Below are 20,473 nucleotides of genomic sequence, written 5' to 3' on the forward strand. Positions count from 1 at the left end.
TGATCCATGCTAGTCCTTGCGCTCCCTGTGGTCCCCGTGGCCCTTGTGGTCCTGGAGGGCCTGCAGAGCCTGCAGGGCCTTTAGGTCCTTGAGGGCCTGGAGGTCCTGGAGTGCCCGATATTTTACCCATACGTACTCACTCTCCTTTTTGATTTCAAAACCAATGTACTCGCGGCATTCGCCTTTAGACAGGGCGTTTGCCCATATCATCCCAATCTTTTTTGCTGTTTCATGCACACGCCTGTTTTCTATCAAATTGTATTGTTGTCCATGCATTTTTAATGCAGCTACATACCTTGTTTACGACTCACTTTATAGCGATAAAGGAGAACCCGTATGAAGAAGAAAAGCCGTACCGTCAGAACCTTCGGTATCATGGTCGCGAACCCCAAGCAGAGGAAGTATGTTCTAAGAAAATATCTTGCCCGCAAAGCGGCTCATGTGAGACTATTCTGTTTCACGCCGTCCGAGATTGATTGGAAGCGGAAAAGCATCCTCGGCCTTCATCATTCGAACTGGAAGTGGGTACAGCACCGGTTTCCTTTCCCCGAAGTGGTATATAACCGCTGCTACACGACGAAAAAGACAACCATCCAAAAGCTGGAAGCCACTATCGGAAGCAACAAATGCTTCAATCAGCAAAATCGATTCGACAAATACGAGATCTATAAGCTATTAAGCCAGTCGCTCGCTCCTTATTTGCCCGAAACCGTTCCTTACGACCGGGAAACCACGGCACAGCTGCAAAAAGCTCATAAAGTGTTGTATATGAAGCCTTGCTACGGATATCAAGGGAAAGGGGTGTATCGTGTGGAGGCGAGGGAGTCAGGGGAGATTCATATTGGTCAGCATTATTTATTGCCACAATTTATCGCTGCAAACGTGCCGCAGTGCCAAACAAAGCTAGACGAACTTCTTGGGTCCACCGATTACCTCATCCAACAAGGGGTCCATTTGCAGCAATGGAATGATCAAGTGTTCGATATCCGGGCGCTTGTTCAAAAAGACGAGTCGGGCGTATGGTCAGTAACGAACGTCGTCAGCCGGTTCGCTCACAAGGGCTGCTTTAATACGAGCATCTGCACCAAGATTTGTTTGTCCGAAGAAGTGCTTCGGCATTTGTACCCGCAGGAGAAGGCCGATGTCTTTCTTCAAACGATACGCGACATCAGTCTGAGAGCCGCAGAAACCGTAGAGTCGGGTACAGGCCTTCGTCTGGGCGAGCTTAGCGTCGATTTTGCGTTGGACAACGACGAGCGGCTGTGGATCATCGAGGTTAACGGAAGGCCGCAAAAAGAATTGTATGACCAGCTCTTCGGCCAAGACGCGGTTTATAAGCGTCCGTTGCAATATGCGGACTATTTGTATACCCATTAGCCATTGTATTAGTCCAGTATATGGGTAAAAGCTTGGCAAGGTTATACGCCTTTTCTTTTCTATGCGGCAAAAATTTTTTACGGCAACCCCCGGCGGCCTGTCATCTTTCGATGTCAGGTTTTTGTTTGTGCGAAAATTATGGTCTCGTCAAAATTGTTCCGACTGGGACATCCGTCGTGCCGATGAAGAGGCCTATCCCATATGTTAGTACATACGAATACACGAACCTGACGAACTTTGCCCTCAAGGAGAGATCACGGAATGAAAATTTTGATATGGAGCTACATGTTCTCCATTGGAGGCGGGGGCAGGCTGCTGACGAATTTGGCGACGGCGCTTGCCCGGCAGCCTGACGTGCATTACGTCCGGGTCGTCCTGTCGGCTCAAACCGGCTTCAAAGACAGGGTGAGCACGCTGGAGCATCCCAAAATTGACATTGTCTACAGCGAAGAGGACATTCGGAACACTCCGAACCACCCGTACATTGTCGATTGCGACGTCGTGTACGTATTTTGGCCGCACGGACCTGCCTTCGTCGACTTTCACAAGCCGACCGTCATTACGTTTCACGACGCTACCATTTTCGATTACGTGCCGCCGTTCACGCCGGGATCGGTCGTTCGGGAGCATTGGGAGAAAGCCAAGGACTGGCTGGAGAGAAGCACGCACGTCGTCGTATCCTCCGAGTATGTGAAGTCGAGACTCGTCGCGCATTTCGGCCCGGCCTGCCAATCCGCCTTCCTGATTCCGCATGCGATTTCGCCGTCCAAATATTTCGAGAATCCGTCGGTGGATACCACACTCTCCCAGCTCTTCCCGTTTCCCTATTTCATTTATCCGGCCAACACCTCTCCGCACAAAAATCACTACAATCTGCTGCTCGCCTACTCGCGCTTCTCCCGCCGAAGCCAGTACTCGCTTCTTCTGATCGGCTACAATACGCATTTGCTGAGAAGCGTTCCGCCCTGCTGGCCGGAGCTTGCTTCGATTCCGACCTTGGTCTCGCTGATCAAACGAGTGGGGCTCCAGATCGATAAAGACGTCTTCCCGCTCGGGCTGGTGGATGACCAGTTGGTCGCTCCGTTAATTAAGAACGCCTACGCCCTGATCATGCCAAGTCTTGCCGAGGGAGGAGGCAGCTATCCGGTGGAGGAGGCACTCAGCATGGGAACGCCGGTCTTATGCTCGGACATTCCGGTCATGCGGGAACATCTGGCGCGGCGGAGCGCGGAAGTGGCCTGGTTTAACCCCGAATCGCCGGACGATATGACCCGCGCGATGGAGAGCCTGGCCGACAATTATGCGCATTATAAGCAATCCGCCATACAGGGCATGAACGACCCGACTGTCTCGTGGGACGATATTGCCAAACATTACATCGCCGTATTTCATTCCGCCCATTTCCATTATCGGGGGTTTTATTTGTAATTTGTACGATTGTACAGGGGATAACCGACGTTCCGATGAACGGGCCCGCCCCAATATATTAATCGGAGGCAGAACGATCATCTGCATAAGGAGGATGAGACCGATGAAAATCATGATCATGGCCGGCGGACAAGGAACGAGATTTTGGCCGCGCAGCGTCAAATCGAAGCCGAAGCAATTCCTCTCCCTAACCTCCAAAGAAACCATGCTGCAGCAAACGTATCGCAGATTTCTCCAATATGTACCGGGCACGTCCATCTACGTCGTGACGACCAAGCAATACAGCGTCCTTGTTCACGAGCAGCTTCCCGAGCTGAAGCATGAACACATCATTATAGAGCCCGAACCGAAGGATACGGCTCCTTGCATCGCTTTGTCGGCGCTGCACTTTTTGCAAAAAGGCGAAGACGACGTTCTGGTGACGACCCCGTCCGACCAATACATCCCGGAAGGAAACAGCTTATGGGAGGCGCTGAAGCAAGCGGAGATCGTCGCCAGATCGGATCGTTCGATCGTTACCTTGGGGATCGCACCGACCCGGCCCGAAACCGGATACGGCTATATCGTGACGGAAGAGCCGACGGCTGAGGGGCAGACGCTTGCAGCAAAAGCCTTTATCGAGAAGCCCTCTCTGGAGCGGGCCAAGCAATTGATCGGGCAAAAGAACGTGTACTGGAACAGCGGCATTTTCATTTGGAAGCCTTCGACCATCGCCCACTATATGAGCCGCAGCCAGAAGGACATGTGGACGCTCCTCGAAGGATGCGGCGGTCAGTGGGAGGACGTCTATTCGCGCTTGCCCAAAATATCCGTCGATTACGCCATCTTGGAGAAAGCTTCGTCGATCTATACGATCCCCGTTCATTTCGAATGGGACGATATCGGCTCCTGGACCTCGCTGGAACGCGTGCATCAACCAGATGACCAAGGAAACATCGTGATGGGAGACGCCTCCCCTCTCTATACGAGCAACAGCATCATCTATACGGAGAACCTGAAGACCGTCGTCATCGGAGTCAAAGATTTAATCGTCGTCTCCACCCCTGACGGCCTGCTTGTATGCGACAAAGCCCACGAGCAGCATATCAAGGACGCGCAGAAATTTATGGACGTTAAAGGAGGATAACGAACTTATGAAGGTGCTTATTACCGGGATTTCCGGCTTTGTCGGAAGCCATATGGCGGAGTATCTGCTGCAGGAGCATGATGTCGTAGGGACGATCCGTCAGCGAAGCCGACTAGATCACATCAAGCATTTAAAGGATCTTCAATTGGTGGATTTGGTCGAATGCGAGCTGCGCGATCCTTTTTCCGTCGAGGCCCTGATCGCCAGCGTGAAGCCCGACCGGATCTTTCATCTGGCCGCCCAAAGCTTCGTGCCGACCTCCTGGAACTCTCCGGTGGATACGATCTACAACAATGCCGCCAGTCAAATCAACATCATGGAAGCCGTCCGGCGGATCAAGCCCGACTGCAAAATCCAAATCGCCTGCTCCAGCGAGGAATACGGCCACGTCGAAGCCTACGAGGTGCCTATCAAGGAAACGAACCCGCTTCGGCCGCTCAGCCCGTATGCCGTCAGCAAAGTGACGCAGGAGTTTTTGGCCTATCAATATTACAAAAGCTACGGCCTGCACACTGTCATTACCCGGACCTTCAATCACACGGGACCGCGCCGGGGAGAAAACTTCGTCACCTCGAACTTCTCCAAGCAAATCGCCGATATCGAAAAAGGCAAGCAGCCCCCGGTGCTTTATGTCGGCAATCTGCAAGCCAAGCGGGACTTTACGGACGTCCGGGATGTCGTGCGCGCGTATTGGCTGGCGCTGGAGAAAGGCGTACCCGGGGAAACGTACAACATCGCTTCCGGCTCCTGCATCACGATCGAAGAGCTACTTCAGAAGCTGCTTGCGCTTAGCAAGGCAAAAATCGAGATCAAGGTCGATCCGGCCCGTCTGCGTCCGTCGGATGTGGAGATATTGCTGGGGGACTATCGGAAATTCCATGAGACGACCGGCTGGAAACCGGAAATTCCATTGGACCGGACGCTCAGTGATCTTCTGAATTATTGGCGTTCCTTCCCGTAAGGCGACGGCGTGCAGATCCATTCCAGTCTGGAGATGAAAAACATGCGAAAGAAGAAAACCCGGCGCGCTTCGGGCCCTCGGAGCCATAAGCGGGCCTTGTCCAAAGCCTCCAAGAGGCCGAAGCGCAAAAAGGCGCCGCAAGCGGCCGGGAAACGCGGCCGGAGAAAGCGTACAGGTCTTCGCAAGCACCGAAAAGGCACGAGTCGCAAGCGAAAAAAGAGTGCCTGCCGGCCTAAGGGGACCAAGGCCGTTCACCCTTCCCTGCCTGCTGCGGCTCCTCCCGCCGCCGGGGTGAACTTGATCGGCTTAATCCGCGCGGAGACCGGCATTGGCGAATCCGGCCGGTTAGCTGCCCGGGCGCTGCAGACGACGAGGATTCCGTTCGGGATATTGAACTGCCCCATATACGGAGACTACCGCAACGAAGATATGACGTGGGCGCATAAGGAAATGCATGGACCTGCCTATCACGTGAACATTTTTCACGTCAACGGGAACACGCTGAAGCATGTCGTCGACCACTTTAGCGCTTCCCTTCTGCACGGTCGCTACAATATCGGCTTCTGGCATTGGGAGCTTCCGGAGCTTCCTGATTTTTATGCCGAAGGCTTCCAATTCCTGCAGGAGGTGTGGGCGCCCTCGGTCTATGTGGCGACCAATATTGCCAAAAGGTCTCCGGTTCCCGTCATCCATATCCCGCACGGCATCGAGGTAGCTTACGATGCGGCGATGAACCGGGCCTACTTCGGCTTGCCGGACAACCGGTTTTTGTTCTGCTCCATGTACGACACGCAGAGCTACCAGGAACGGAAAAATCCGCTTGCCGCCATTGAAGCGTTCAAGGCGGCTTTCGGTAGGGACGATCCGTCGGTCGGTCTCGTCGTCAAAGTGAACAACGCAGGAGTGAAGCCGGACGATATGGCCCTTCTGCATCGCGTGACCGACGGCTTCCCCCAAATTATCATTATGGACCGTACACTTGCGCGTCATGAAGTGAACGCCCTGATCGCCTGCACCGACAGCTTCGTCTCGCTGCACCGAGCGGAAGGCTTCGGTCTCGGCTTGGCGGAAGCGATGTATCTCGGCAAGCCGGTTATCGGCACGCACTGGTCGGGGAATACAGATTTCATGACCCCGGAAAACTCGTGTACGGTCGGGTATAGGCTCATACAAGTAGGAATAGACCGCGGACCTTACGGCGCCCATCAAGTATGGGCCGATCCCAACATCGGCCAGGCGGCCAGACATATGCGCAATCTGGTCCGGCATATCGATTGGCGGAGCCAGATCGCTGCTGCCGGACAGCAGACGATCCGCAGCCGGTATTCGCCCTCTGCCGTCGGCCGCTTGATCGAGCAGCGTCTGGCCCAGATCGGCTTGCTGTAACGGCAAGACAATTCATGGTAAGGGAGGTTTGTCGTATGGACATTATCAACTTAAGATTGAGCAGTGCCCGCTTTACGGAAAAGCTGAAGCAGGCGCAGACGCTTCGCTTCATCGATATTTTGCGCAATCTGCTGCTGCTGGAAGGGGAGGAGTTCATCTGGGAACTATACCGGCAGTTGTTTTTCCGGGAAGCTGATCCGGAAGGCTTTCATTCGCATTTGAGCGGGCTGAACGCCGGCGTGCCGAAAACCAACTTCTTACTCTATTTCCTGCGAAGCAGCGAAGCCGAACGCCTGTACAGCCCGTCCCAGTCGCCGGAGATATATCCCCATACGACGTTCATCGGTAGTTTTCACCGGATTAATCATGTAACCGATGTGGAATTCGTGTATTGCTTATATCAAGACTTGCTGCTGCGCCAGCCCGATCTGCCGGGACTTCACAGCCATATTCACCATCTCTCGCTCGGCTTGTCCCGGGTCCGAATGCTCTGCAACTTTATCGAATCCGGGGAGTGTCAGGAGAAGATACAGACAGTGCCCCCGTTAGCTGCGCCTCTGCTGCCTCATGCGCAATCCATTAAGCATATCGGCATGTTTCTCGGGTATCAGCCCAAGATCTATCTGGACGGGGAAGGCATCGGGCGCTTTCTCGTCCGGTTGACGGAAGGCTTGCTGCTGAACGCTCCGGACGTTATGATCCACGTCGCGACGACGGAGCATAATTTTGCGGAAGTGGAGAAATTGTTCCAAGCCTTCGCCCCGCTCTATCCAAACCGGCTGTTTATACATCATTTTCCAAGCGTACCGTGGTTGAACCAACATCTCCCGGTTGACGTCTGGTGTGTGCCTTATGTTGGAATGGAGTTGGCCTTGCAGCTTGAGCGGCCGGTTGTTTTATGCATTCACGACCTTGTGTACACGCATTTTCGGGAGCTGTACGTCCGCAAGCATCCGGATTTGGTTCAAGGCTTGGACAGGATCGTTCATGCCATGGCGGACAAAGCGGCCAAAGTCGTCTTCAACTCGGCATACGTTCAAAATTATGAGGGCCTCGGCTACTTGCAGCTCCCGCTTCATAAAACGCAGGTGATCCGATTGGCCGCTCCCGTGGAGGAATACCGCAATCTGGGATTGCTGGCCGAAGGAGCTTTTCGCAGCAAGTATCATTTGAATGGGGATTATCTCGTGTTCCCTTCCATCATTCGAGCGCATAAAAATCACGACCGGCTGCTGGAGGCTTTTCTGAATTACAGGCAGTCCCCCGAAGGCCGGGCTTCCCAGCTGAAGCTCGTTCTGACGGATCATTACCGCCACAGACCGCTAGAGCAAGAAATCGCTGGCGTGCTGGGACGGTGCCAGGATTATGAAGCTTTGAACAGCATCGTTTACTTAACGAGACTCCCGTCCGGCGATATGCCTTCGTTGTATAAGTATGCAGCGGGAACGATCGTGCCTACGCTTTTCGAAGGAAGCTGTCCCTTCCCGATTCTCGAGTCTCTAACCGTCGATACGCCGGTAGCGATCAGCCGGATCGAGGTCGCCAGAGAAGTCATCAGCGACATGAACGCATTCGTTACGTTCGATCCTTACTCGGTGCCGGAGATGACCGCCGCCATCGCGCAGCTTTACCAGAACCGCCATTCCCTGGTTGTCCAAGAAAAAGCCGCCATCGGGGGAACGCTGCAGCGTACATGGTCCGACGTGGCGCAAGAATATTACCGGCTATTTCAAAGCCTCATTCACCGGTGACCGGGATCGGCTGAATCGCAAGGAGGTAGATTCCGTATGATGGGGGTACGGAAAGTGGTCGTTATCGGCGCGGGAGGGCATGCCAAAGTCGTCATCGATATTCTGAAGTCCGATCCTACGGTACGCCTGGCAGGCTGCACAACCAAAGCGCCAGGCACCGAAGTGTCGGGCATTCCTATCCTTGGCGACGATTCCGTACTGCCGTGTCTGTACGAGGAAGGCATCCGGCACGCCTTTGTCGCTATCGGAGACAACCGGCTGCGCGAGAAGCTGTGCCGACAGACGGCCGAGGCCGGCTTCGAGCTCGTCAATGCCATTAGCCCGCGCGCCTATATTGCCGAATCGGCGACGCTCGGAAGAGGGATTGCCGTGATGGCCGGCGCCGTGATTCACGCCGAAGCGCATATCGGCGATTACGCCGTCATCAATACGAACGCATCGGTCGATCACGAATGCCGGATCGGCACCGCATGCCATATCGCGCCGGGATCGGCCTTGTCCGGGAACGTGACGGTCGGAACGGGTACCTTGCTCGGCACGGGAACGAAGGTGATCGACGGCATCCGGATCGGAGAATGGTCCGTCGTCGGAGCCGGAGCGGCCGTTGTCCGCGATATTCCGGACGATTGCACGGCAGTCGGCGTTCCGGCGCGGGTCATAAAGCAAAGAAACTAGGGCGAAGGCGCCTCTGTCCCTTACAGGATGAGGCGTCGTTTTGCGCAAGGTGTTTTTTACTCTACCCTCCTTCTTCCACGAACTGTTCGATCCGGCCTTTAATCGAATCGCGGACGTTACGGAACCGGGTCATAATCTCCTCTTCGGTACCGGTTGCTTTGGCCGGGTCATCAAACCCCCAATGCCACTTGATTACGTTCGTGCCCGAAATGACAGGACAATGCTCATCCGCATGTCCGCATAGCGTAATCACATAGTCGGCCCGGTTTAAAATTTCCGGATCAATCACATCCGACATGTTGCCGCTGATATCCACGCCGGCTTCCCTCATGACTTGAACAGCCCGGAGATTCAGCCCATGCGCTTCAAGCCCGGCACTCTTCACTTCGTATCGATCATGTCCTAAAGCTTTCAAAAATCCGTCCGCCATCTGGCTTCTGCACGAATTTCCTGTGCACAAAAAGTAAACCAAAGGTTTTTTCCTCATCGCGATATCTCCCCTGAATCCGAATTAAACGCCTTGTTGTCCGCCTTTTCTCAGCTTGCTCCCCAACACCGCTTTCGCGATCATCGCAATCACAACCAGCACAATGGCAATCGTTATCGTAGAAATCCATACGTTCGCGTGAGTAACTTGCAGCAGATAAAGCCATAAATAAAGACTTGAGAGAGTAATAAACAAGGTAGGAACGGTTAAAATTAGGCCGATTTTAAAATAATAGCCCCAGCCGATTTTCATATTTTTCGCAGATAATACATGAAGCCACAGCAGAGTGGCCAATGAGCCGATCGGAGTGATTTTGGGTCCCAAATCGGAACCGATCACATTAGCATAAATTAACGCCTCGCGAATGAAGCCCTGTGTTTCCGTCCCCTTAATGGCCAGCGCGTCGATCATGACCGTTGGCAAGTTGTTCATTATCGACGATAGGATAGCCGCGATGAACCCTGTTCCTACGGCAGCCGCGAACAGTCCTTTGTCTGCGACTACTTGGATGACGCTGCCCAGCGCATCGGTTAGCCCGGCATTTCGCAATCCATAAACAACCACATACATGCCGATGGAGAAGACGACAATCGACCAGGGAGCCTCTTTAACAAGCTTCCAGGTATGAACAGCCGGGCTTTTTCTCGCGGCTGCAAGAAAGGCGATAGCGGCGATGCCCGCAATAGCCGATACAGGAACGGAGAACAACCCGCTTACGAAATAAGCGATAAGCAGCGCCAGCAAAATGATCCAAGACCATTGAAACAGCCTCCTATCCTTAATGGCTTCGCTTGGCCTTTTGAGCCGGGCGGCGTGGTAATTCCTTGGGATACTTTTGCGAAAATATAGGTACAGCACAAGAAGACTCGCCAGAATGGAAAAGAAATTAGGAACGAGCATACGGCCTGCATATTCCGCAAAGCCGATGCCGAAATAATCGGCAGATACGATATTGACCAGGTTGCTCACGATCAATGGCAAGGAAGCCGTATCGGCAATGAATCCGCTCGCCATAACAAACGGCAAAACCATTTTGTCCTCAAACTGAAGTGCCCGGACCATAGCGAGCACAATCGGCGTCATGATCAAGGCTGCGCCATCATTGGCAAACAAGGCAGCAACCGCCGATCCAAGCAAAATGATGCTTATAAACATGAGCATACCGTTGCCTCGTGCAAGGCGCGCCATATGTAACGCCGCCCACTCAAAAAAGCCGACTTCATCGAGCACCAATGAAATTAAAATAATGGTTACAAATGTCAAGGTGGCATTCCATACGATGCCGGTTACGGCGGCAACATCCGTGAAGCTCACCGCGCCGAACATTAAAGCAAGGATAGCTCCCGCACTTGCCGACCAGCCGATATTCAATCCCTTAGGCTGCCAGATGACAAACGTTAGAGTAACCAAAAAGATAAGAAACGCAGTGACAGCCATAAACTCCTGCCTCCTATTCGCAAACGTTTTTGAGCTGCCCAATTTTTTCTTTAAACGATGGAACGGAGTCCAAAACCGCTTGAAGATAGGGCTTGTGTTCGAGGCTTAAGGAATAATAAATCCATTGCCCTTTGCGCGTTTCGTTTACAAGCCCGGCTGCTCTTAATTTGCGCAAATGCTGGCTTGCATTGGGCTGCGACGTTTCCAATAGCTCCACGAGGTCGCAAACGCACAGGGCCCGCTCTTTCAATAAAGCAAGAATCGTTAGACGTGTCTTGTCGCCAAGCAGTTTGAAGCTGTCGGCCATTTCATTGATTTGTTCCATGGAACCCCTCTCTCACCCCGGATCAAAGATATTATAAAATAAATATATACTAATTCAATTATATAATCAATTGATTATATAATAAAAAAATGTAAACATCCTATAGACATAGTAGAGCCCCTCTACTAATGAATAGTAGAGAGGCCCACGGTTCACTGCTTATTATATCCGCACATTATTTTTTATATTTCATAATTCGCCGGTACATGGTTCTATCTCTTAGCTTAAGAAAATGGGACATGGACGGGTACAGATTGGCTTCAATGATCCACGGATGGCCTTTCGGATCAAATCCCACATCCAATCCGTAAATACGATGGCGTGGAAACAGGCCTCTTAATCGCCTGGCCGCTCTTAAAGAAATTCGATCCATCTTCCACTGCAATCTTTTTGAAGAAAGATGTTTGATTGTCGATTTTCGAATGGCCGTCTTCACGGGAAGCAACCTTCCTTTGCTTCTCCCATTATTCGAGACGATATAGCCTCTGCCTGCAACTTTGGCGATCTTCGCCGTTACTTTCCATTTACTGGAGAACTTTTTCCGCTGTATGATGACCCGCATATCAAAAGGACAGCCGCCTACGGTCGGACGAGCAATTCTGCGTTGAACCATATAACGGGTGTACCCGATTTTTCTTTGGATATATTTATAAGTGTTTTCTTTCCCTTGTATCTTGATTTTGATACTCTCAAAGTGCAAAGCATACGTATTGCCGCCTAACGAAGATACTTGAATGACGCCCCGCCCCCGGCTGCCTCTTACCGGTTTCAAGATCACGTGCTGATATTTGGAAATAAGATTCCAAAGAGCAGATCTCGACATCATTCTCGTTCTCGGCACGTAGGGGGCCAACCGTTTGTATTTTTTCAAGAACCAATATTTCAGCCACTTATCTTTTGTCGACGACATCCCCCGTCTCCTCCTCACGCTTTGAAAAACCGATACTTTGGAGATAGTGCTCAAGCCGTTCCAGGAACGTTTCGATATCTTGATAAGCAATATCCCCCATCGTCGCGATTCTGAAAGTATTCAATCGATCGAGTTTACCAGGGTAAATCGTGATCCCTTCGCTGTAAAAATAATCGTGCATCTCTTGAAAATGAAAGGCGGCGCAATTCGGTTCGAGGATGGAAGTGACGATTTTGGCGTGATATTTGTCGGGGACGAGGTAAGTTAAACCTAGCCGGGTGATGCCGTTAACGAGCGTGGTCCACGAATTCACATACCTTGCGTAGCGTTCCTTCACGCCTTCCTGCTTTAATTCCTCAATCGCTTGTTTCAGGGCATACAGGGTCTGCACAGGCGGCGTAAACCGCATTTGCCGCTTTTCCGAAAAATATTTATATTGGGCATAAAGATTCAGATAATAATTTCTCGGCTTCTTGTGCTTCAGGCTCTCCAATTTGTTGTTTTCCGCTACGATAAAGGAAACTCCCGCCATGCCTTGAAGATTTTTATTGGAGCTTGCGGCCAAATAACGGATATTCATTTCCTTCATCTGAATCGGAACAGCGGCAAAAGAACTCATGGCATCCACGATCATGTCAATTCGATACTTGCTGCACAATTCGCCAATCGCCTTAATATCGTTAAGCAGACCGGTGGTCGTCTCGTGATGCACGACGGCGAGATGCGAAATAACACGGTCAGAGGCTTGAATAAACCTCTCCAGAGCATCCAAATCAATCGCATCATCGGAAGGGCTTGTAAATTCCAGATAAGGCAGCCCGTAAGCTCCCGCAATCTCACCTATCCGTTTCCCATACGCCCCGTTATTGATGACGACGACAACATCTTGTTCCCCAAGAACCGAGCTGATCATGGATTCAACCGCCGCCGTGCCGGAGCCGCCGAACAAAACCGTCGTATAATGATCCGTATCGGCGACCAATCGGGTTAGCTCTGCGGAGATATAGGCCATCAAATCGCCGAATTCCGGTTCGCGGGGACAAATATCCGGTACCACCTGCGAGAGCTTCACGCTATCGCTTGTTGTCGCCGGCCCGGGATTAAGCAAAATCTTCCTCTTCACAGACCGCATAATATTCCCTCTTCCCTACTGTCCGATAGAAGCCTGTTTCAAAAACCGCTGCAGTCGTTCTTTTACTTCGTAAGGCTTCATGTGGGGACGTCCAAGCTGCTCCTTGGCTTTTTTACATATTTTCATATATAGAAAAGTCAAGCCTTTGGTTTGTTTCCATTCGCTCAAGGCAGCTTCCAATTCTTCTAAATTATGAATATACAGCGACTTCGCGTAGCCGCAGGAAGCGGCAATGGTGACGAAATCGCTGTTATGGGATACCGTGCTTTGTCCTCCTGTCGATTCATGCGCGTTGTTGTCGAGCAAAATATGAATCATGTTGGGCGGATGGTAATAACCGTTAGTAGCCAAGCTTCCCATTCGCATAAGCAAGGAACCGTCTCCGTCAATCACCACAATCTCCCTGCCGCTTTGGGCCAATGCCATCCCAAGTCCAAAAGAACCGATGCAGCCCATGGAACCTACCATATACAGGTTATGATCGGCATCTTCGATTTCATATAATTCCCGCCCGGTTTTGCCGGTTGTGGCAAGCTGTACGCTCCTGCTGTCCTTCAAAGCATTAATGACGGTCAAAGCTTCATACCGCGTCGGCATTTGAAGCTCCGCATGACGGTGCGTTTTGAATTGATTCACATGGATCGACGATTGTTGTTTTTGCAGCACCTCTTCCTCGAACGTCCCTTTTCGAACGACAAAGAAAAAAGTACGATTGTTCGCGATATGCGCATCAGCCTGTACCAGTTGACGCTTGGCCTCTTCCAAATCGTTAGATAAATACTGCCATTCCACTTGCATCAAATCCAGCAGCCCGGTTGTGATCCTGCCCATCAGCTCATGCTGAGGCTCATCGGGAATACCCGGTTCCCCGCGGAGACTGACAAACCCTAGCAGCGGAATCCGGAACGGATAGGTAAGGGAGGTCAATGGGGATACCGCATTGGTCAGACCCGAATTTTGCATGAGAACAACCGACTTCTTTCCCCCCACATAGGCACCGGATGCAATGGCGACCGCATCTCCTTCATTCGCTGCTGCAACGTATTCGCATTCGTTGATGGCATAATTGATTAAATTTTTCAAAAAAGAGCACGGGACACCGCTGAACAGCTGAAATCCCAGATTTTGCATTTCCTTCCCAAATAACCTCGTGTTGATCATAAGCGTTCATCCGAATCTTTGTCCGTGGAAGGAAGATACTTTTGCTCCGCTGCCTGAAGCTCCTCGGCCCTTTGAAGCCTGAACACTTCCTCAAGCGTAGCGACACCGCTTTCTACATGGACAAGGCTCTTCTCCTGAAAAATTTGGCCGGATACTTTTTTCATCGCCTCAATCGAGGCCCGCAAATTATGGTTTGCCCAGATGACGAGGCTGATCCCGAGCTCCTGGAACCGTACTGTCGGAGTGGTGTAATACTTGGTAGGCACGATCACGACCGGCAGTCTTCCGCCCCATTCCTTCATAAACGATTCGATTTCCGCGATGTCCGATCTCTTGCTGTGAATGAGAACAGCATCGGCACCTGCCTGCCGGTAAGCTTCCGCCCGCCGCAAGGCCTCTTCCAGCCCCCAACCTGTAATGAAAGCTTCCACTCTTGCCACGACGACAAAATCTTCGTCCGATTGCGTATCTTTCATCGCTTTAATTTTGCCGCAAAATTCATCTACATCGGCAAGCGGTTGAGCTTTGGCATGAATGAAGGAGTTGGTTTTCGGAAAGAGCTTATCTTCGATACAAACCCCTGCGATTTGGCGCTGTTCCAATTTTTTCACCAATCTCCTGGCATTGTTGAAGTTTCCGTAGCCGGTATCTCCGTCAAGCAAGATCGGAACCGACGTCGCGTCGCTCATAAATTCCAAAGCATCCAGCACTTGCGTCCAGGAGGCTTCATTGTTGTCCCTTACTCCCATTGCTGCGGAGATGGATAATCCGCTGGCCCAGATGCCTTTGAACCCGGCCTCTTCGGCAATGGCAGCCGATAGCCCGCTATGGGCTTCCATGATAAACTCCAAATTTTGCGAGTGAATCATTTGTTTTAGTTGTTCTGTCTTTTTCATTGGCCATTTTCCTTTCTAGTTCATGAGCCGCCTCCGAATCAAGTGCTTATTTTTCATAATCCTACGCAGCGGTGTCTTGTCTGGAAGTTGAGTGAACAGCTTATGCCCGGGCCGCGAATTAGCTTCGATAATCCATATACGGCCGTTTTTCTCGATCCCAAGATCAACTCCCAGTTCACGAATCGAATGCCGTTTGTTGATGGTTCTAGCCATGAGACGGGATATCTTTTTTATTTCTTAGCGTGCTTTTTACTTTTTTTCTTTTCGTAAAAAGCCTTGACAGCACTCGTTTAAGCTTCACTCCATGTCCGCCTTTGTGATAATTTGTAACAAAGCGATGCGGAGCAGCCACGCGGGCAGCCATGCCGGAAATGTCCCATTTCTTCTTCGGTTTCTGCATGTAGATTCTGGCATCAAAGATCGATCCCTTGTATTTGGCCAAACGAAGTCCCCTCTGCACAAGATACTGTCCAGATGGTCGCAAATAAGACTGAATCGCCTTATACAAGGAGGCGGAACCGACGTGTGTGCGTTTAAGACCGTACCGAACCTCGTAGCCTTTTCGGACCTTCTTGACTCTGATGATGCCGGATCCTCCGCTGCCATGATTAGGTTTGATGAAGATCGTCGAATACGTTCTCAGCATCCGCAAAGCCCTCGCATGGGTAAACCGGTGCGTTTCAGGTAAATGGCGACGTAAAACGGAGCGTTTCAGCATTTCCCTATGTTTTTTCATCTTTCCAATTCCCACGGGTATCCTCTTTTCTCCTTAATATTTTTTTTACATTTTATGATGAATATAAATTCCAAACACGGTATAAACCTATAGTTCAAAAAAATGGTGTGCTTCTACAGGGAACGATGTCCTACGATGGCTTAAAATCATTTTTTATGAACCATTTGGCAAGCTTTGATATCGATAAATAAAAAAGCCGCGATATGAGCTCTAGTGCGAAAACTATGTGGCCTTATATTTTTAAACAAGTTGGAAAGTAAATTATGCAGCCAACAAATTAATGGTAACTAAATAGCTGAAAAAAGTTCAAATTATTATCGGCAGGGGTCTGTTACATTTCCTTTTTAGTGAATGAATTGCGTAAGGTGTCGGGGCAGTCGATAGGATAGTTAAAATCCCCACTAGAGACAGAGATCGAACGTACAAAAAAAGAGCCGCCAGCGGCGACCCCTTGCAAAATGAAGAAAATGTTAGATAAAAAAGGATGTTCCAATAATTACCAACAAAATGAAAAGCACCAGAATAACGCCTGTCGAAGTAAAGCCGCCAAAGCCGCAGCCACCACCAAAACCGCCTACGCCAAAACCACCCATGATAATCGCTCCCTTTAGAGTGAATTGAGCACCAGCCGTCGTTCATCCGGTTACTCATATACTTAGTATATGCAGCAGAGAAAAGGTAGTTTGGACTGGTGACAGGTGGCAATTGACGAGCAATTATATTTACCCATGGTGTTAAACCGTCCCTTCCGCAGCATTCCGGCAGCAGCCGAATCACTGAGCAAGGGATCAAACGCCATCCATCCAATCATGAGTCAGACAATAGAATTTTCACAAAAAAACTTTGGGTTACATACATTAAACCATGACATTTGACTATTTTAATGGAGACGGAGGATGATTCATGAGTAACTCACTCATGCCCCACTATGCTCATACTGGCGAACCATATTGGGGCTTACCGACAGTTTCGGACGACCGACAGATGGTACATCATCCCATTCTTGTGGAGGTCAAACAAACTACTTCAAATCAACTTTTAATGATCTATAATCACAGAACTGATTTAGCATCTGTGACAAAGGTGTCCAATTACTGGATCCGGAGTAACATGGAGCATCCCACTGGTATTGCAAGCCTTGGAATGGGTGAAGCACTTACTGCATCTAACGCAATACGCCCTGATATGGCAATGATTACACCTGCGGACCATTCGAAAATGAGATTCATCATGACATTTAGGGCAAATGCGAGGTCACATGTCCTATATATAGTGCTTCCTTGTTTTGTCAACTTAGAGGGAATGTCAGGATTTAAGGGAGGAAACTGGGGGGTCTTCAGCAGAAATATGTTTATCGGAATGTAAACTATGGCTGCTTATCACCAAGTTGGAAAGTAGCAGAGGCGGTCTAGGACTTATTTTCGCGTCCTATGCCACCGCTGCATTTTCTTATCAAATCCGCGACCATCTCGGCTATGCGCAAAGCACAAAGAGGAGGCCGAACATACAAAAAGGAGCCGCCCGTTGTGTTGGTAGCTCTTCTACCATAGCTTCGAAGCTCTTTTTGTAATAAAACAAGTGCTTAAATAAAACAGATACTGCAAGCAATGATAACAAGCAGAATGAAAAGAACCAGAATAACACCTGTGGAAGTAAAGCCGCCGAAGCCTCCAACGGAGCTCATTAGTCAACACTCCTTTTAGTGGTAATATTGAGTATCGGCCTGATCCCTCCCGATTACCCACGATTTTAGTGTATTCGATATTGAAAAGATTGTTTGGGCAGATGACAGGCAGCAAATGACATGCAATTATATAAGCCCACTTTCCCATTTATGCCTACCCCAATTTGGTAATCACTGCTTAATTTAATTTCACGACGCAAGCTTTCTATCAGATTCGTTATCGGTTTGGCCAATAGCGGTTTTAAACTGAAGCAGGATAAATAGTTGGACATAAAACAGTAATCGATACACGATATCGTTTAACCTTCATTTTTATTAGTTTCATCTAGTGAAACGAGTATTTTGAATGAAAATTGACTCATTATTTAATAGAAAAAAACCTTTTAAATAACGGCTCTCACGATAACATTTACGATGCGCACCTCAATCACCGTGCTTGTACAAGTCACTTCCTAAAATAAGCGTCACTCATCAATTGAATGATATCTGCTCTCGTTTTTGCACCCAATCCAATTACCCATGTAATATGTGTTTTATGCCATATTCAAAGCGGTCGAACCTTCCAACAAAAATGGATTTCAAGTAACTTCATATTCAAATTTAAAAGGAGGATGAAAATTCGTCCCCCCTACAAATTCAAAACTATATTAACATGTGGTGGTTAAAGAGCTAGAATAACTATAAATCTACATGATTCCTAAGCAAATGACTAACCCATGCTTGTGAAAATCCTAAGATTTCTGCTATTTTTCTTTGTGAAGCTTTTGGATTTTCCTTCATTACTTGATACAGGCGTTCCAATGCCTCTTTCCTTTTTGGAGTAATTTTTTTCTTTTTCGAAAGTGTTCTTTTTAATTCATTAGATCGTTCACGTTCTACTCGCTCCAAGAAAACCTGAAGTGCAGGAAGGCTTTGAATACAGGACGTACAAATATAAAATTTCTTGAAATAAACGACTTGCTCCTTATTTGAGCAAAACAAACATTCTTTGCCGTGATACCTGTGAACCATAATTGCTTTTTTCTCGTCATCATAGAAATACTCTGTCATGACATTGGATTCTAACTTCAAAACACGCCTAACCTCCATAGGAATCACAATTCTTCCGACTTTGTCTATTACTCTAATAATTCCAGTTACTCTACCCTCATACATTGATACACCTCAAACAATAATGATTTCTAGTTCACACACCGGATTTTTCGAATTTGAGCAATTAAAACGTATCTATCTAATTGTTGACTCAATTGGACAACATATTCGCTCGTTAAACTTTCGCCTTGTTGTACAGCTTCTTCCATTTGGTTCAGGATGGTTTTCATTTCGCTCTGCAATGTTTCCTCGCTGAAATGACTAATTTCATATTGGGTATAATCCTCCCTTCTGGAAACTAATACACCCATCAAAAATTCTCCTTTCAAAAACTTTTTTCACCTGTCCTAGTAACAATGTATCATTAATTTCATCAATTTCCCTTCGAGACCTAATAATGGGATATAAAAAAACAGGCATTAAAGAACGCCTGTTTGTATAAAGCCATATTTTAATTTTTACTGTTTTATAAGCCAGGGTCTGCCACACTAAATGAAGTGGTTTGAGTATCTTTTGAAATTTCTATAGGAAGGCTATTCAGGTTTCCAATCAGAGTCAAAGATAAGACAGCAAGTAGGATAAATTTTTTCATTATAATTCACCTCCAAATTCATTTGATGGTTTTTACAATCTAATTATATACTTTTTTTAACAAATTTGCATGGCATGGCTGGATAGCTTTTGAATATTTTGAGGAATAGTACAATACAATGCGAATGCATTCTTCCCTTTCTTTCAAATCATTGATGATTCCAAAGTGATTCAAACTATGAGCGATAGCTTCAATCCCTTCCTCGAACAGCCCTACTTTAAAATTGCAAACACTTTTTAAACGGTAATACATACCTATATCAAAATGCTTTTGTGGCGTCTGTGGATGATCGGGTAATAGCTCGTTTTCTTTATCTAATATTTCAGCAACGGCTTTCATGTTCTCGGTTTCTAAATAAATGTCCAAAAGTTCAATTATCAGATGTACTTTATTTTCCTTGCCAAGTTCCTCTATATAACTTTGAAGCATGGGTACCGCTTTATCATATTCCTTTTTTTTCGCCTTTATTACTGCACGAGTTATTTTTACAGCTTCATCAACAAAATCATACTTAAATAACTCGAAAATTTCTAATGCCTTTTCAGCTTCATCATAGTTACCGGAGAGTAAATATGAGTTAATCATGGCTAAATAGGCTCTTGCCTTTAGCTCAGTATCGTTTTGTTCCAAAAGTACTCCAACTTTACACATTTGAATACATTCGTCATATTTTTTTGTTGCGAACGCAAGCAGTGTCATTCTTAAGTAAATAGTTATTTGTTCTTCAAGGGATAAGAAATTCAAGTAATGCAATACTTCTTGTCCATCATGAAAGGATTTCTCCAATCGTTTTAAATCAAGTCGCTCTATTAAGTGTTTTTGCAATAATCCCTTAGCAATGTATTTCATTACTCCATGCTCTCTTGAATACCTAACTATGGTCTTATAGAGAGCCACTCGCAAAGAAGAATCACTTAATTTCTCTGTAAATTCATAAAGTCGTTGTAGGACATCTTCAGTATCTTTGTTGGGGGATTGAAGTATCTTCAGTGCGATTTTGGGAGCTAAAGAATGTGTCTCTTCACATGTCAGTATTTCGTTTAATATTTCAAACAAATTGTCAGTCCTATGTTCTTCCTGAAAATAACATTCCATAATTTCTGTATAATGTGCTGGCAATGCAGCAGCTATCGCCTTTAAGTTTTTTAACTCTAGCCGCTTCGTTTCTCCACGCTCCATTCGATGTAATACACTTCTGCTTACACCCGTTAGTTCTTCAAATTCTGTGTATGTCAAATTGTTCTCTTTTCTAAACTGGAAGATGATATCTGAGATGGATTTATTATGATTCAAAATCCCCATCATAGCACAAAACCT

Annotated in this window: 21 protein-coding genes and 1 pseudogene; 7 read left to right on the forward strand and 15 right to left on the reverse strand. The window is 48.2% G+C overall.

The window, feature by feature from the left end; translation table 11 throughout:
* Nucleotides 1-9 precede the first annotated feature (9 nt).
* Complete coding sequence (locus tag ET33_RS39995; RefSeq protein ID WP_235206853.1) at nt 10-276, reverse strand: hypothetical protein; 267 nt, start codon at nt 274-276, stop codon at nt 10-12.
* 60 nt (nt 277-336) lie between these two features.
* On the opposite strand from ET33_RS39995, the gene ET33_RS30035 reads away from it, so the two are divergent.
* The 7 genes from ET33_RS30035 (at nt 337) to ET33_RS30065 (ending at nt 8,704) form a co-directional block, all read left to right on the forward strand.
* Nucleotides 337-1,377: a YheC/YheD family endospore coat-associated protein gene (locus ET33_RS30035; protein WP_036690802.1), complete on the forward strand. Its 1,041-nt coding sequence runs from the start codon at nt 337-339 to the stop codon at nt 1,375-1,377.
* Nucleotides 1,378-1,638: 261 nt separating this feature from the next.
* Nucleotides 1,639-2,805, forward strand: coding sequence for a glycosyltransferase family 4 protein (locus tag ET33_RS30040; RefSeq protein ID WP_036690805.1), 1,167 nt, complete (start codon nt 1,639-1,641; stop codon nt 2,803-2,805).
* 103 nt (nt 2,806-2,908) lie between these two features.
* Nucleotides 2,909-3,931, forward strand: coding sequence for a mannose-1-phosphate guanylyltransferase (locus ET33_RS30045; RefSeq protein ID WP_036690808.1), 1,023 nt, complete (start codon nt 2,909-2,911; stop codon nt 3,929-3,931).
* Nucleotides 3,932-3,938: 7 nt separating this feature from the next.
* Nucleotides 3,939-4,892, forward strand: coding sequence for a GDP-mannose 4,6-dehydratase (locus tag ET33_RS30050; RefSeq protein WP_036690811.1), 954 nt, complete (start codon nt 3,939-3,941; stop codon nt 4,890-4,892).
* A 42-nt stretch (nt 4,893-4,934) separates the two neighbouring features.
* Nucleotides 4,935-6,278, forward strand: coding sequence for a glycosyltransferase family 4 protein (locus ET33_RS30055; protein WP_036690814.1), 1,344 nt, complete (start codon nt 4,935-4,937; stop codon nt 6,276-6,278).
* A gap of 35 nt (nt 6,279-6,313) precedes the next feature.
* Nucleotides 6,314-8,029, forward strand: coding sequence for a DUF4214 domain-containing protein (locus ET33_RS30060; RefSeq protein WP_051775810.1), 1,716 nt, complete (start codon nt 6,314-6,316; stop codon nt 8,027-8,029).
* Between the two features lie 36 nt (nt 8,030-8,065).
* Nucleotides 8,066-8,704: an acetyltransferase gene (locus ET33_RS30065; RefSeq protein ID WP_036690816.1), complete on the forward strand. Its 639-nt coding sequence runs from the start codon at nt 8,066-8,068 to the stop codon at nt 8,702-8,704.
* Nucleotides 8,705-8,765: 61 nt separating this feature from the next.
* On the opposite strand, the gene arsC is transcribed toward ET33_RS30065, so the two are convergent.
* The 14 genes and pseudogenes from arsC to ET33_RS30130 all read right to left on the reverse strand — a co-directional run bounded on the left by arsC (nt 8,766) and on the right by ET33_RS30130 (nt 20,461).
* On the reverse strand, nt 8,766-9,191 hold the full coding sequence (gene arsC, locus ET33_RS30070; protein WP_036690821.1) for an arsenate reductase (thioredoxin): 426 nt from the start codon (nt 9,189-9,191) through the stop codon (nt 8,766-8,768).
* Between the two features lie 24 nt (nt 9,192-9,215).
* Entirely contained in the window at nt 9,216-10,628 is a 1,413-nt protein-coding gene (locus tag ET33_RS30075) for an arsenic transporter (protein ID WP_036690824.1), read from the reverse strand.
* A gap of 13 nt (nt 10,629-10,641) precedes the next feature.
* The gene (locus tag ET33_RS30080; protein WP_036690827.1) at nt 10,642-10,953 is read right to left on the reverse strand and encodes an ArsR/SmtB family transcription factor; all 312 of its coding nucleotides are present in this window, start codon (nt 10,951-10,953) and stop codon (nt 10,642-10,644) included.
* A gap of 175 nt (nt 10,954-11,128) precedes the next feature.
* Nucleotides 11,129-11,863, reverse strand: a complete 735-nt coding sequence (locus ET33_RS30085; RefSeq protein WP_036690829.1) for a YheC/YheD family protein — start codon at nt 11,861-11,863, stop codon at nt 11,129-11,131.
* Nucleotides 11,844-12,995, reverse strand: a complete 1,152-nt coding sequence (locus ET33_RS30090; RefSeq protein ID WP_036690834.1) for a 2-aminoethylphosphonate aminotransferase — start codon at nt 12,993-12,995, stop codon at nt 11,844-11,846. The genes ET33_RS30085 and ET33_RS30090 overlap by 20 nt, the downstream gene beginning before the upstream one ends.
* 15 nt (nt 12,996-13,010) lie before the next feature.
* Complete coding sequence (gene aepY / locus ET33_RS30095) at nt 13,011-14,156, reverse strand: phosphonopyruvate decarboxylase (RefSeq protein ID WP_200879250.1); 1,146 nt, start codon at nt 14,154-14,156, stop codon at nt 13,011-13,013.
* Nucleotides 14,153-15,052, reverse strand: a complete 900-nt coding sequence (gene aepX / locus ET33_RS30100; RefSeq protein ID WP_036690838.1) for a phosphoenolpyruvate mutase — start codon at nt 15,050-15,052, stop codon at nt 14,153-14,155. Before aepX ends, aepY begins: the two co-directional genes overlap by 4 nt.
* Before the next feature lie 15 nt (nt 15,053-15,067).
* A pseudogene (locus tag ET33_RS30105) lies at nt 15,068-15,803 on the reverse strand (YheC/YheD family protein).
* A 455-nt stretch (nt 15,804-16,258) separates the two neighbouring features.
* Entirely contained in the window at nt 16,259-16,381 is a 123-nt protein-coding gene (yjcZ, locus tag ET33_RS37880; protein WP_081890562.1) for a sporulation protein YjcZ, read from the reverse strand.
* A gap of 989 nt (nt 16,382-17,370) precedes the next feature.
* Complete coding sequence (locus ET33_RS40000) at nt 17,371-17,472, reverse strand: hypothetical protein (RefSeq protein WP_036690841.1); 102 nt, start codon at nt 17,470-17,472, stop codon at nt 17,371-17,373.
* A 678-nt stretch (nt 17,473-18,150) separates the two neighbouring features.
* The gene (locus ET33_RS30120; protein ID WP_036690844.1) at nt 18,151-18,627 is read right to left on the reverse strand and encodes an AbrB/MazE/SpoVT family DNA-binding domain-containing protein; all 477 of its coding nucleotides are present in this window, start codon (nt 18,625-18,627) and stop codon (nt 18,151-18,153) included.
* 26 nt (nt 18,628-18,653) lie between these two features.
* On the reverse strand, nt 18,654-18,875 hold the full coding sequence (locus ET33_RS30125) for a Spo0E family sporulation regulatory protein-aspartic acid phosphatase (protein ID WP_036690849.1): 222 nt from the start codon (nt 18,873-18,875) through the stop codon (nt 18,654-18,656).
* Nucleotides 18,876-19,030: 155 nt separating this feature from the next.
* Nucleotides 19,031-19,156 (reverse strand): hypothetical protein, encoded by a 126-nt coding sequence (locus ET33_RS40345; protein WP_258959142.1) that lies wholly within the window; start codon nt 19,154-19,156, stop codon nt 19,031-19,033.
* Nucleotides 19,157-19,195: 39 nt separating this feature from the next.
* Complete coding sequence (locus ET33_RS30130; protein ID WP_036690855.1) at nt 19,196-20,461, reverse strand: helix-turn-helix domain-containing protein; 1,266 nt, start codon at nt 20,459-20,461, stop codon at nt 19,196-19,198.
* Nucleotides 20,462-20,473: the final 12 nt, after the last annotated feature.

Origin of the sequence: Paenibacillus tyrphae (genome assembly GCF_000722545.1) — a bacterium.
GTDB lineage: Bacteria > Bacillota > Bacilli > Paenibacillales > NBRC-103111 > Paenibacillus_G > Paenibacillus_G tyrfis.